Here is a 13,920-nt window from a genome sequence, read left to right as displayed (position 1 = left end):
TTGCTTAACCAGTTTTTCGACCACGGCGATAAAAACTTTAATCCAGCACCCTGCGCGAGAGCCCCTGGACAGGGCCCTGGCGCGCACCGCTCATCAGTTCGACTTAGGATTGTTCAGCGAGTTGAGGGTGGTCAGGATGCTGGAGCTGCTGGCGTTGATCTGCGCGATCATGGTGTCCATCGCCGTGTACTTGGCGGTCAGGGACTTCTGCAAGGCATCCATGCGCCGCGTGAGGTCATCGGTCTCTTTGGTCAAGTCGGTCAACTTGTTGTTGAGATCGGTGGCCCGGGTCGCCAGGGTGCCGGTGGTGCCGACATAGCTGTTGGTCGCCTTGTTCATGCGGGTGATCAAGCCCGAGTCGCCGGTGAACAGCTTGGCAATGTCGCCAGCGCCCTTGACCACGGCCTTGTCCCAGGTTTTGTCATCCAGGCTCAGCAGGCCGGTTTTCTGGTCGGTGGTAATGCCCATCTGCGCCAGGCTGGTCATGGTGCCCGCGCCGGAGCCGTTGACCAACTCGGAACGCAGGCTGTTCACCAATTGACGCATCGACGCATCGCCGGTCAACGCACCTGCGGTGGTGGTGGAGGCATCACCGGTGGCAGTGACCTTGGTTTGGGTATTGATCGCCGTCATCAGCGTGTTGTAGGCGCTGACGAAGGACTGCACCGAGGTTTTCAGCGTGTCGGTGTTGCTGGCCACGGTGATGGTGGTCGGCTTGGTGATGTCTACCGTGTCCAACAGGTCCAGGGTCACGCCGCTGATCGCCGAGGTGATCTTGTTGCTGGTCGATGACATATCAATGCCGTCGATGGAGTACTTGGCGTTGGTCGGCGGCGTACCTTTGTCATACCCGGTAGCCAGTTGCGAATCACCGCTGAGGGTGATGTCGGTGCCTTCACCCATATTGGTCGAGGTGAGTACCAGCCGTGCGCCATTGGAGTCACTCAGTACGTTGGCACTGATGCCTTGGGACGAGAGCTGGGTATTGATCGACTCGCGCACCTGTTGCAAGGTCGCGCCACCAGGGATCACCACGTCGTAGCTTTTGCCCGACTGGTTGATGGTCAGCGTCTGGTCTTCGTCGGTGCTGTTGGCCTTGCCCGACGCGCCCTCCGCGTTCACCGCCGTGGTGACTTTCGAGGCGGTCGCAAGGTTGGCGATCTTCAACAGGTACTTGCCGCTGGATGCACCGTCAGTCAGGGTGACCTTGGCGTTTTTCTCTTCCGAAGAAGTCGCCGCCAGCCCGTTGAAGGCCGAAGCATTGTTCAACTTGGTGATCGCCGCCTGGTAGGCTTCCAACGCCGTCTTGACCGAGCCCACGGCAGACAACTGCACGGTGGCTTTCTTCTGCTCGTTGGTGATCTGAGCCTGCTTGGGCGCCTGCTCGGCACCGACCAGCGCCTTGACGATTGCTTGGGTGTCGTAGCCCGAACCTGGGCCGGAAATCGTTGAACTAGCCATTTGCCATTCTCCTTGTCCTGCAGCGGCCGTTTTTTGGCGCTTATACGCCTAGACCGCAATCAGAAACATGTTTCGTGCCAACTCAAGCCTTGCTATCAAACAACAGGCTGCCGGCATCGCTCAGGTTCTGCGCCAATTTCAGCGCGGTCTCCGATGGAATCTGTCGAATCACTTCACCACTGTCAGTGGCGATCACCTTGACCACTACCTTGCCGGTAGAGTCATCGATGGAAAAATCCAGGTTGCGCTGTGAAGCCTGCACAAACTCACGCATATCGGTAACAGCCTTTTCCAGCGCAACGCGCTGAGGCTCTTCACTTTTGCTCGGCTCATTGCTGGCCACAGGCTTGGCCTGGGTCACCACTGCGCCAAGGTTGGCCGGGGCCGTGCCTGCGGGGTAAGACGAGGTCAGCTTGATGCTCATGTCCATGTCACCACCTCCAAACTGAAAAAACGGAAGGGCACGTTGTTAAACGCACCCTCCCGTTATTTAACCGCTAGCGCTATTACTGAAGCAGCTTCAGAACAGACGATGGCAGTTGGTTGGCCTGGGACAGGATCGCAGTGGAAGCCTGTTGCAGGGTTTGTTGCTTGGTCAGCTCAGCGGCTTCAGAAGCGAAGTCAGCGTCTTCTACGCGGCCTTTGGCAGCGGAGGAGTTCTGCGAAATGCTCTGCAGGTTGGCCACGGTGCTGGCGAAGCGGTTTTGTACGGCACCCAGCTGCGAACGCTGGCTGTCGATTTGCTGCATGGCGTCGTCCAGAGCCTGGATGGCCTGCTGCGAAGAAGCGGCAGACAGGATGCTCAGGTCGGAAACGCTGGTTTCCATGGTGACGGCGGACTTAGTGCCGGCCGCAGCAACAGCGGTCAGACCCAATGCAGCCAGGCCAGTACCGGCGCTGCCGTCCTTGATGGTGATGTCTTTGTCAGCGAACAGGTTCAGGGTACCGTCAGCGTTTTTGCTGGCTTGAACACCGGTGCTCGCGCTGTTGATCGAGGAAACGATCGCGTCAGCGGTGTCGCCCTTCTTGAACTTAACTTCAACGCCGTTTACGTCGATGGAAGTGTCAGCGGTCAATTTGGCTTGAGTAGTACCAGCCGACAGACCCAGTTGCGACAGCGAACCGCTGGAAGTGTTAGCCAGCTTAATATCTTCACCGTTACCAGAAGTCACTTTAACGCGACCGTCTGCGAACACTGCGGTCGCACCGGTACCAGCAGCAGTAGCGATGTTACCCAGGATGGCAGTCAGGTCGTCAGTAGCGCCCCAAGTGACAGCGTTACCATTAACGGAGATAGCGCCTGCAGTACCAATGTCGCTAGTGAGCGTAGTAGGCACGGCAGCGGTAGTACCCGCAGCACCGAAGCCCAGCTTGGCCAGACCGTCAGTAGCACCGACAGTAGCTGAAGCGCCAAGAACAATGTCATTCTTCGAGGTCAGAGTAACAATACCAGCAGCATCAGTGCTGGCAGTTACGCCGGTCTGAGCTGTTTTAGCGTTGATATCGGCAACAGCCGACGTACCGCCAGGACCACCAGCTGCGGTGCCGGTCAGCTTGATATCTACACCGTTGATAGTGAAGGCATCAGTAGCAACGGCGGCAGTAGCAGCGGTACCTGTTTTAACAGCTTTGTCACCCAATACCGAGCCAGTAGCAGTTGCAGCCAGACCTGTCATTGCAGTGCCATCTACAGCAGCTTCTTTGTAGTTACCCTTCAGCGCAGTCGAGCTGATATCGGTCATACCGAACGAGATAGTCTCGTTGGCGTTGGCGCCGATCTGGAACGCTACGTTGCTGAACGAGCCGTCGAGCAGGTTACGACCACCGAAGGTGGTGGTGCTGGCGATACGGTTCAGCTCGCCCACTTTAGCGGTGAATTCTTGCTGCAGGGAAACACGGTCAGCGTCGCTTTTATCACCGTTGGCCGCTTGCAGGGCGAGTTCACGCAGACGCTGCAGGGTGTTGGTGGATTCTTGCATCGCGCCTTCAGCAGTCTGGGCAATCGACACGCCGTTGTTGGCGTTGGCGATGGCAACGTTCAGGCCTTTGACCTGGTTGTTCAGACGGTTAGCGATCTGCATGCCGGCAGCGTCGTCTTTGGCGCTGTTGATTTTCAGGCCGGAGGACAGACGGTTCATCGACTGGCTCAGAGCGTCGGAAGCTTTGTTCAGGTTCTTCTGGACACCCAGGGAGGTGATGTTGGTGTTTACTGATAATGCCATGACGAAATCCTCGTGGTTTGGATACTGCGGCTTCCGGCCCTGGCGACCGCCGGGTGTGGCCTAGAGAACCTACGTAATAGTTATCGTCGTGGTAGCCGGTTGCTTGAGGATTTTTTTGATTTTTTTTAGTAGCCCTGTGCCAGCCCTTGTATTTCAAGGCCTTATAGAGGCGTGAAACGCCCGTAATCACGGGTTACTGGCGCCAAAACTTCGCCTTCAAGACATCCCCCCTTGTAGGAGCGAGCTTGCTCGCGAAGAACCTGAGAACGCAGCGTGCATTCTGAATGCCCGCGTTATCGTTAACGTTCTTCGCGAGCAAGCTCGCTCCTACAGGGGGGGGGCGCAAAAAAAACGCCGATGATCGTGGGATCATCGGCGCTTTTTGTGCAGCGGCTAAAGCATCACGGACGATAGAGAATCGCCGAGCCCCACGACAGGCCTACGCCAAAGCCGCTGATTGCCACGCGCTTCCAGGTGGCGTCCATCACATGCTTTTCCAGCAGCAGCGGGATGCTCGACGACACGGTGTTACCGGTCTCGACCATGTCCTTGATGAACTTGTCCACCGGCGCTTCTTCAAAGCGGCGCGCCACGGCGTCGACGATGGCCGCGCTGCCCTGGTGAATGCAGAACGCGTCAATGTCATCAGCCTTGAGGTCCGACTCATTGAGCAGCTCGTGCAAGTGCGCCGGCACCTTGAGCAAAGCAAAGTTGAACACCTGGCGGCCGTTCATGAAGAACACGCCGTCGCTGACCTTCAGGTGCGGTGCGCCGGAACCGTCGGTGCCGAACTTGGATTTGCCCAGCAGCCATGGCGCGTCCTCGCCCATCCAGGTGGCGGTGGCGGCATCGCCGAACAGCATGGTGGTGTTGCGGTCTTCCGGGTCGACGATCTTGGAGTACGGGTCGGCGGTGATCAGCAGGCCGTTTTTCAGGCCGGCGGCTTCCATGAAGCCCTTCATCGCGTAGATGCCGTAGACGTAGCCGGAGCAGCCCAGGGAGATATCGAAGGCGGCCACGTGAGTCGGCAGGCCCAGTTTGTCCTGGACGATAGCGGCGGTGTGGGGCAAGCCCTCTTCATCGCCGTTCTGGGTGACGACGATCAGCGCGTCGATGGACTCGCGCTTCAAATCCGGGTTATTGGCGAACAATGCGTTGACGGCTTCGACGCACAGGTCGGACGTTTCCTGTGCAGCTTCCTTGCGCGGCAGAAACGCCGAACCGATCTTGCCGATGATGAACTCTTCATCCTTGGCGAATTTGGCACCCTGGGCGTAGTTATCGATCCCGTCTGCCGGCACGTAACTGGCGATGCTTTTTATGCCAATCATTGTGGCTTCCCAATACTAAATAGCTGGAGAACACCCCTCGGGCTACGCCGGGAGTGCTGACAATAAAGGGGATAACCCCATGAAAATCTCGCTGAAAGCCGCCCGATGAAGGCCCTGTGACGACTTATCCTTTTCACACGATACAGTGAAGATGCGCTTTATGACTCACAGGTCACTCAATTTTGCGTGGTTTATGCAAAACGTTTCAACAATTTAGCCCCAGAAACGATAACGGCCCGCCCTGTTTCCAGAGCGGGCCGCTTGACTGAACGCCGTTTACATCTTGTTGAACAGGCTCAACTGCGAGATTTTCACGAAGGCCAGTTGCGAAGCCTGCAACATGGTTTGCTGCAAGCTCAGGTTGACGGCGGCTTCGGCGAAGTCGACATTGCCCAGGGCATTCATGGTGGTGGTATTGGCCAGGTCCAGGCTGACGTTTTCCTTGGACTGAATATCCAGGCCATTGAGGCGCGCGCCCAGTGAGCCGCGTGCCTGGTCGATCTGCCCGTAGGCATTGGTCAAGTTGCCAATCGACTTGGCTACCACATCCTTGAGCTCCTTCTGCGCCGCCGGATTGCCGTCTGACGGCGTTTCCAGAATTTTGCGCAGATGGCTCAGGGTATCGAGGACGTTCTCGTTCTTGTTGCTGGTGGCACTGATCGCAAACTGGTCGCCGGCTGCCGGCGCCGGTGCGGTGGTGACATCAAAGGTCACCCCTGCCGCCGTGATGGTGGTTGCGCCGGCCGCCAGGGTGCCACTGGCGATGGATTTGCTGTCTGCGCTATACGGCTGCGCATACAGGTCATAGGCGCCAGCGGCCCCGAACTTTACGATCACGCCCGAATTGGGAAAGGTGCTGGCGTAAGCCGCCGGATCGCTCACCGTGCCGCCGCTCAGTTGCGCGGTGGACGGATTGCTCGGGGTGCGCGAAACGCTGAAGGTGTCTGGTTTGACCGACAGGCTGAATTCGCGGTCCTTGACGATGGCGTCCGACGGCGCGCCTGGCAGTATGTCTTTGCCCAGCGCGTCTTTGCCCAGGTTCAAGCCAATGTCGAACTTGACCCCGCGCAGGCTGATAGTCGAACCGCCTTCCTTGGTAGCGTCGAAAGTGCCGTTGCCCGGAATCTCCGAGGTGATGTCCTTGCCGGCATTGTCCGTGACGACGTATTGGGTGCTGCTGGTGAAGGTCAGCTTATACGGCTGACCATCGGAAAAACTGCTGTTATAGCTGCTGTTGGCCGCGATCAGCCCGGCAGAGACGGTGACCTTGCCATCGTCGACCGCTGGCGGCACGAGGATTGGCGCGGTTTGCGTACGGCCCGTATTCGCCGAGCTTTCAAGCATGCTCTTGGCGGTATTGCCCATGGCAACCGACAGGTTCTCTGCGATCTTCAAGCTCAGCGGCGTGTCATCGCCCTGGTAGCTGTAGGTGCCGTCATTGTTGCGGGCGTAAGGCGGCGTGTCGGTCTTGCTGCCGGAGAACAAGTAATTGCCGCTGGCGTCCTTGGTATTGAGCAGGCCCAGGACCTGGTCTTCAATGGCGCCAATCTCGGCGGCCGTCGACTTGCGGTCAGCGTCGCTGATGCCGACGTTACCCGCCTTGAGCGCCAACTCACTGGCCCGTTGAATCGCGATATTGATATTTTCCAGCACGCCGTCCTGGGTGGTCAGCGAGTTTTTCAGGGTGTCGATGTTGCCATTGAACTGCGCCAGCATGTCTTTCTGCTGCTGCAGCATCAACAACCGCGCCGCCGCCACCGGATCATCCGCGGCGGTCTGCACGCGCACACCGGAGCTGGCCTGGTCCTGGGCCTTGACCACGCTGGAATAGTTGCTCTGGTACTTGGCAGAGCTGGTCTCAAAATACTGCTGTGTAGAAATACGCATCGTCCCAGCCTCCCTTAAAGAGCATTCATCAGTGTGGTGAAGGTTTCCTGCGCAGCCTTGATGATCTGCGACGACGCGGTGTAGTACTGCTGGAACTTGATCATGTCGCCCGCTTCATCATCCAGGTTGACCCCGGATACCGAGTTGCGTGCTTCCTTGTTGGCGCTGAGCAACGCGCCGGTGGCGGCGGTGTCGACCCCGGCCTGGCTGGCCTTGGCCCCCACGGTCGAGACCAGCTTGCTGTTGGCACCCACCAGGCTGGTGCCCGCGTTGCCATCGCCCATGCCGACGGTGGCCTTGGTTTGCAGGTTCAGCAGTTCCTGGGCATTGCGGCCGTCGGACTTGCCGCCACTGTTGAAGGCAAAGGTGGTGCTGTCGCCGTCTGCCGGCGAGCCGTTGACGGTGGTGTCGAACTTGAAGCTCTTGCCGGGAATGGCGGCACCGCTGGCGTCGCGCATCGGCACGTCCACGGTGATCTTGTTGCCCTGCCCCGGAATGATCGAGCCAGTGCCAATCGGGTTGCCCTTGGAGTCGTTGATGGTATAGGACTGCGTGCCGTCGGCGGCGGGCTTGCCGAACACCATCTTCACCGGCATCGAGTTTTCAATACCAGCGCGCAACTGCGCGGTGTCGGTGCCGCCATGGATATCCAGAGGCACCGTCAAGGCCGGCTGGGTAAAGGTGCCCGTGCCGCTGTTGGTCGTGCTGCTGGTACCTGCCAACGGGCCGGCGAACGCCAGTTTGTTCGCATCGGTGAGCGCCACGCCAATACCGCTGGCGCCCGTGGCGGTGGGGCTGACTTTGAAACTGTCGCCAAACGCCATGGTACCCTTGCCGTCCAGCGCCAGGGTGAAGCCATCCAGGGTCGGCGGCGGTGTTGAGCTCATGTCGAAGGTGCCCATGGCCTTGCCGTCCGAACGCAACACCGTGATCTTGTTAGGATCGGTCTTGTCGCTGAAGGTCACGGTGTAGTCAAACGTGGACAACTGACTGCTGTCCTTGATCGTCACGTTCAGGTTGCCCGCGCCGGCGCTGTTGCCCGAGGCACCCTGGCTGCGCGAGGCAATGGCGGCGGCGCTGTTGATGTCTTTGAACAGCGAAACGCCAAAGTCACCGTTGAGGTCCAGGCCCTGGCCCAGTTGGTTGTTGAGCGTGTCTGCCGTGGCGATGGCGATACGGCCCAGCTCATTGATGGCCGGCATCAGGGCATCGCTGCGATAGCGCAACAGGCCGCCGATGCTGCCGCCGCTGATCACCGAGCCCAGGTCCAGGGTGGTGCCGTTCATGTCCAGCTGGATGGTGTATTGGCTGTTATCGGTTTTGCTTGGCGCGGCGGAAATCTTGTTGGAGATCCCGCCCTCTACCAGAGACTGGCCGCTGCCGGTGGTCACGCTGAATTGGCCGTTTTTCTCGGTGGCCGTCACGCCAATCAACTCATTGAGCGAACGTACTGCCTCGTTACGCGAGTCCAGCAGGTTGGCCGGGGCGCTGTTGGAGCTGCCTTGGGCCTGGGAGATCTGCTGGTTGAGGGAGGCAATCGAGGCGGTCAATTGGTTGACCTGGTCACTCATGCTGCTCAGTTGGTTGTTGATCGTCTCTTTCTGCTGAGTCAACTGCGTGGAGATCGCGTTGAAACGGCTGCTCAGGGTCTGGGCGTTGGTCACCAGCAGTTGGCGGGCCGACAGGTCGCTGGGGTTGGACGCGGCGGTTTGCAGGGTGGCAAAGAACGAACTGAGCACCGAGGACAGGCCGGTGGTTTTGTCCGACAGCACTTTGTCGACGGCCCCCACCTGATCCAGGTACGCCTTGGCGTCGTTATTGAGCGCCGTGCTGTTCTGGTAAGCGGTGTCCAGGTACTCGTTGTACACCCGGCGCACATCGGCCAGGGTGGTGCCGCTGCCGATGTACACGCCGCCGAACGGGTTCGACGCATTGGTATTTTGCGTGGTCTGCTGACGCGAGTACCCCGGGGTATTCACGTTGGCGATGTTATTACTCAAGACCGACAACGATCCTTGAGCGGCATTGAGCCCTGACATCCCGATACTGAGCAAACTCATGGTTCAGACCTTATAAATGTGTGGTTGCGCCAGCGGCAGCGTAGTTCTGGTAACTGTTCATGTTTTTTGCGATCTGCGAAATCTTGCTGGCGTAATCCGGGTCGGTTGCATAACCGGCTTTTTGCAACTCGCGTACAAACTGTTCCGGGTTGTCGGCTGATTTCACAACTTCTTTATAGCGATCATGGCTTTGCAGCAGGGTCACGAGGTCGTGGAAGCTGTCCTGATAGGAGCTGTAGGAACGGAACTGCGCCGTTTCCTTGACCATCGCACCATCGCGAAACTCGCTGGTGATCGCCCGGGCCTGGCCGCCCTGCCAGCTCTGGCCGGCCTTGATGCCGAACAGGTTGTGGCTGCTGCTGCCGTCCTCGGCGCGCATCACCGATTTGCCCCAGCCGGTTTCCAGTGCGGCCTGGGCCACCAGGTACTTGGGGTCGATACCGATACGTGCGGCGGCGGCCTTGGCCATCGGCAGCATGGTGGCAACAAATTCATCCTGGGAACTGAAGGCTTTCTTGGCCGGCGCCAGCGGTGGCTGCGCAATGGCGCGGCCATACACCTGCATGCGCCCGCTCGGCACGGCAAAGCTACGCGCGCTGCTGTTGATGACCGTGTCGTCGGCAGCGCTGTTACGCAGGGGCGCGGCTTTGGCTTCGACCGGAGCGTTCGGCACGATGCCCGCCAGCAGGCGGTCGGCCAGCCTGCTGGGCAAGGCGATACGGCGCTGGTTCATCAGTTCCATGTCGTTGGCATGGGTGCTGGCGCCCTCAGGCACGGCCACGCGATACGCCCACAAAGGCCGCTGGCCATTGGAGCGGCCCAACGGGCCTTCGGCCTGGGTACCGGCGGCAATCTCGGTCGGCACATCGACTTTCTTCACCGGCGCATCCGCCGCCGGGCCTTGCAAGGTGGCGGCCTGGGCCTCCACCGGCTTGTTCTTCTGCATCTGGCGCATCAGCACATCGGCCAGGCCGATACCACCGCCTTCGCGGGACATCGACACCGCCAATTGCTGGTCGTACATTTCCTGGTATTGCTTGGCGGCCGGGGTGTTCAGCGGGTTGTCCTTGCCCAGGGCCTCGGTGGCCGAACGCATGGACTTGAGCATCTCGTTCAAAAACAGCGACTCGAATTCCTGCGCCACTTTGCGCAGGTTGCCTTCACTGTTTTTGTCGTCGCCGACCTTGAGCTGGTTAAGCCGGTTCAGGTCGGAGTAAGACCCCGAGTCCGCCGTGCTGCTGATACCGCTCTTGCGCATATCCATGGCCATGGCCTCAGATCACGATCAGGTCGGCTTGCAACGCGCCGGCCTGCTTCAAAGCTTCGAGGATCGCCATCAAGTCGCCGGGCGCAGCGCCCACCTGGTTCACCGCACGGACAATCTCGTCCAGGGTGGTGCCGGGGCCGAACTTGAACATCGGCTTGGCTTCTTGCTGGGCATTGACGCGCGAGCGCGGGACCACGGCCGTCTGGCCACCGGACAACGGCCCAGGCTGGCTGACGATCGGGTCTTCGGTGATGGTCACCGTCAGGCTGCCGTGGGTTACCGCCGCTGGCGAGACCTTGACGTTCTGGCCGATCACGATGGTGCCGGTGCGCGAGTTGATGATGACTTTGGCCACGGCCTGGCCGGGGTCCACCTCAAGGTTTTCCAGGATCGACAGGTAGTCCACACGCTGGCTTGGGTCCAAAGGCGCAGTGACGCGAACCGAGCCGCCGTCGATGGCCTGGGCCACGCCAGGGCCGAGCATGTCATTGATCTTGTCGACCACGCGCTTGGCGGTGGTGAAGTCGGAGCGGTTGAGGTTCAGGGTCAGGCTGTTGCCCTGGTTGAAACCACTCGGCACGGTGCGTTCAACCGTGGCGCCACCGGGGATACGACCGGCCGACGGCACGTTGACGGTGATCTTCGAACCGTCGCGGCCTTCGGCGTCAAAACCGCCGACCACCAGGTTGCCCTGGGCGATGGCGTAGACGTTGCCGTCGATACCTTTGAGCGGCGTCATCAGCAAGGTGCCGCCGCGCAGGCTCTTGGAGTTACCCATGGACGACACGGTGATATCCACCACCTGCCCCGGCTTGGCGAACGCGGGCAGATCGGCGCTGATTGACACCGCTGCGACGTTCTTCAACTGCACGTTGCCCGAGCCTGGCGGCACTTTGATGCCGAACTGCGAGAGCATGTTGTTGAAGGTTTGCAGGGTGAACGGCGTCTGGGTGGTCTGGTCACCCGTGCCGTTAAGCCCCACGACTAGGCCATAGCCGATCAACTGGTTGGAGCGCACGCCGGAAATACTGGCGATGTCCTTCAAGCGCTCGGCCTGGGCCACAGCGCTCAAGGCCAACAAAAGCGCCATCGCCATCAGCTGTTTGAACTTCAAAATGGCCACCTAGAAAGGGAACAGCGGGCTGAGGAAGAAGCGGTCGAACCAGCCCGGCTGGCTCGCATCGGCAAACGAACCGGTGCCCGAGTAGGTAATGCGTGCATCGGCAATGCGCGTCGACGGCACGGTGTTGTCGGTGGAGATGTCATCGGCGCGGACCATGCCGGCGATGCGCACCAGCTCGTCGCCGGTGTTGAGGGTCATCCACTTTTCACCGCGCACGGCAATGATGCCGTTGGGCAATACGTCGGCGACGGTCACGGTGATCGAACCGGTCAGGCTGTTGCCCTGCCCGGCCGCGCTCTTGCCGTTGGTGGCGCGGTCGCCGCTGTAGCCGGCGTCCAGGCTCAGGTCACCACCGCCCAGCGGGTTGTTGGTGTTCAAGCCGCCGCCGAACAGCGAGGTCAGGCCAATGCTGGTCTTGCTGTTTTTGCCGATCTGCGAGTTGGCGTTCTTGCTGGCCTGGGTCTTCTCGTTCAGGGTGATGGTGATGATGTCACCGACCCGGAACGCCTTGCGGTCGCTGTACAGGTTCTGCTCGAACCCGGCCTGGTAGATCGAGCCATTGTTGGCCGCCGCCGGCAGCGGCGTGCGTGGCAACACCGGCGCGTAGTACGGGTCATTGGGCTTTGGCGAGGGGGCGACACAGCCCGCAAGCACGGCGATCCCACTCAATGCCAACACACAAACATAGCGATTCATGACCCTAACCTCACGGTGTTGCAGGCACCCTCAAGGGCGCCCCATAGACTGATTACAGATTCTGCGTGACGAACGAAAGCATCTGGTCGGCGGTGGAAATCACCTTGGAGTTCATCTCGTAGGCGCGCTGGGTGGTGATCATGTTGACCATCTCCTCAACGGTACTGACGTTGGAGGTTTCCAGGGTGCTTTGCAGCGTGGTACCGAAGCCGTTCAAGCCAGGGGTGCCGATTTGCGGCGCGCCACTGGAGGCGGTTTCCAGGAACAGGTTGTTGCCCATCGCCTGCAGGCCGGCCGGGTTGATGAAGTCGGCGGTTTGCAGGTTACCGATCACTTGGGACGCCGGGTTGCCCGCGACGGTGATGGACACGGTGCCGTCGTTGCCGACGGTGAAGGTCTTGGCGTCGGGAGGCACCACGACGGCAGGCTCCAGGGCGAAACCGTTAGCGGTCACGATCTGGCCGTTGGAGTCCAGGTGGAAGGTGCCGTCACGGGTGTAAGAGGTGGTGCCATCCGGTTGCAGCACCTGGAAAAAGCCGCGACCATTGATCGCCATGTCCAGGGGCTGGCCGGTTTGCTGCAGGTTACCGGCGCTGAAGTTTTTCTGGGTGCCGACGATCTGCACACCGGTACCCAATTGCAGGCCCGACGGCAGTTCGCTGTCCTGGGTCGATTGGGCGCCCGGTTGCTTCTTGATCTGATAGAGCAAGTCCTGGAACTCGGCGCGGTCACGTTTAAAGCCCGTGGTCGACACGTTTGCCAGGTTGTTGGAAATGGTCGTCAGGTTGGTGTCCTGGGCGGACAGGCCTGTCTTGGCAACCCATAGAGCCGGAAGCATGCTGTTCTCCTTCGTGCGCCGGATGGTTGGCGCTGCGTTGCAAATTAATTAGTGGGCTTGAATCAGCTCATCTGCATGACGCGCGTCATGGCCTGGTCGTCTTCTTTAGCGCTGTTCATCATCTTGATGTGCAGCTCGAACTGCTTGGCCAGCGCCAGCACCGCGGTCATTTCTTCCACGGCATTGACGTTGCTTGCCTGCAGGAAACCCGAGGTCAGCCGCACGTTCGCGTCGGCCTGGGCCGGCTGGCCATCCTTGGTGTGGATGGTGCCGTCCAGGCCTTTGGTCATGTTCTTGAGGTCAGGCTGGACCATCTTGATACGGTCCACTTCCGCCATCACCCGCGGGCCTTCGCCCATGGCACGGATGCTGATGGTGCCGTCCGAACCCACTTCGATTTTCTGCTGGGGCGGCACGGCAATCGGGCCACCGTTGCCCATGATTGGCATACCGTTGCCGGCACGCAGCACGCCCAGGGCATCCACGTTCATGCTGGCGCTGCGCACGTAGGCTTCGCCGCCATCCGGGGTTTGCACGGCCATCCAGCCGTCACCGCTGACGGCCACGTCGAGGTCGCGGCCGGTTTCGATCATCGCGCCCGGAGAAAAGTCAGTGGCCGGCCGCTCGGTCATGGCAAACGCCCGCGCCGGAAAGCTGTCACCGAACACCGGCATCGAACGCGCCTGCTCCAGGTCGCGCTGAAAGCCGTTGGTGGAAATGTTCGCCAGATTGTTGGCATGGGCCTTCTGCGCCAGTGCATTCTGGCTGGCGCCGGTCATTGCCACATAAAGGTACTTGTCCACGCTCTATCCTCTTTCTGACGGACGCTTGCCGCCCACCGCTGTACTGAGGAGGCTTAAGCAATTTGCGAACCAACTTTTCAAAAGAGGCCAAAGTCCAGGCGCGGCGGGGGTTTCGTGGAGGTATCTGAAATAGGCAAGGGAGAAACAGTCGAAAAAACGGCGGACTACTGCCGCCAGCGGCAAACACCGGCCTGAAAAACGACAGAGCTCAAATGTGGGAGCTGGCTTGCCT

At 60.1% G+C, this 13,920-nt stretch carries 11 protein-coding genes; all 11 read right to left on the bottom strand.

The features are described from left to right. Positions 1–93 precede the first annotated feature (93 nt). Entirely contained in the window at positions 94–1,461 is a 1,368-nt protein-coding gene (fliD, locus tag TX24_RS04485) for a flagellar filament capping protein FliD (RefSeq protein WP_057709779.1), read from the bottom strand. Between the two features lie 82 nt (positions 1,462–1,543). Beyond that, the gene (locus TX24_RS04480) at positions 1,544–1,891 is read right to left on the bottom strand and encodes a flagellar protein FlaG (RefSeq protein ID WP_057709778.1); all 348 of its coding nucleotides are present in this window, start codon (positions 1,889–1,891) and stop codon (positions 1,544–1,546) included. A gap of 76 nt (positions 1,892–1,967) precedes the next feature. Continuing rightward, on the bottom strand, positions 1,968–3,683 hold the full coding sequence (locus tag TX24_RS04475) for a flagellin N-terminal helical domain-containing protein (RefSeq protein WP_057709777.1): 1,716 nt from the start codon (positions 3,681–3,683) through the stop codon (positions 1,968–1,970). A gap of 401 nt (positions 3,684–4,084) precedes the next feature. After that, a complete protein-coding gene (locus TX24_RS04470) occupies positions 4,085–5,014 on the bottom strand; it encodes a ketoacyl-ACP synthase III (protein WP_003192977.1) in 930 nt (309 codons plus the stop codon). 276 nt (positions 5,015–5,290) lie between these two features. Next, a complete protein-coding gene (locus TX24_RS04465; RefSeq protein WP_034136121.1) occupies positions 5,291–6,901 on the bottom strand; it encodes a flagellar hook-associated protein 3 in 1,611 nt (536 codons plus the stop codon). Between the two features lie 14 nt (positions 6,902–6,915). Beyond that, positions 6,916–8,961, bottom strand: coding sequence for a flagellar hook-associated protein FlgK (flgK, locus tag TX24_RS04460; RefSeq protein ID WP_032895936.1), 2,046 nt, complete (start codon positions 8,959–8,961; stop codon positions 6,916–6,918). A gap of 10 nt (positions 8,962–8,971) precedes the next feature. Further along, complete coding sequence (gene flgJ / locus TX24_RS04455; protein WP_057709776.1) at positions 8,972–10,231, bottom strand: flagellar assembly peptidoglycan hydrolase FlgJ; 1,260 nt, start codon at positions 10,229–10,231, stop codon at positions 8,972–8,974. A 4-nt stretch (positions 10,232–10,235) separates the two neighbouring features. Continuing rightward, a complete protein-coding gene (locus tag TX24_RS04450) occupies positions 10,236–11,345 on the bottom strand; it encodes a flagellar basal body P-ring protein FlgI (RefSeq protein ID WP_161793221.1) in 1,110 nt (369 codons plus the stop codon). A gap of 6 nt (positions 11,346–11,351) precedes the next feature. Beyond that, entirely contained in the window at positions 11,352–12,047 is a 696-nt protein-coding gene (flgH, locus tag TX24_RS04445; RefSeq protein WP_003192984.1) for a flagellar basal body L-ring protein FlgH, read from the bottom strand. A gap of 52 nt (positions 12,048–12,099) precedes the next feature. Next, positions 12,100–12,885: a flagellar basal-body rod protein FlgG gene (gene flgG / locus TX24_RS04440; RefSeq protein ID WP_003192986.1), complete on the bottom strand. Its 786-nt coding sequence runs from the start codon at positions 12,883–12,885 to the stop codon at positions 12,100–12,102. 62 nt (positions 12,886–12,947) lie between these two features. Continuing rightward, on the bottom strand, positions 12,948–13,688 hold the full coding sequence (locus TX24_RS04435; protein WP_003192988.1) for a flagellar basal body rod protein FlgF: 741 nt from the start codon (positions 13,686–13,688) through the stop codon (positions 12,948–12,950). Between the last annotated feature and the right edge of the window lie 232 nt (positions 13,689–13,920).

The sequence above is a fragment of the Pseudomonas lactis genome (genome assembly GCF_001439845.1).
In the GTDB taxonomy this organism is placed as follows: Bacteria; Pseudomonadota; Gammaproteobacteria; order Pseudomonadales; family Pseudomonadaceae; genus Aquipseudomonas; species Aquipseudomonas lactis.
The sequence above is the reverse complement of the archived record's forward strand: the minus strand, read 5'-3'. Positions and strand labels throughout refer to the sequence as shown.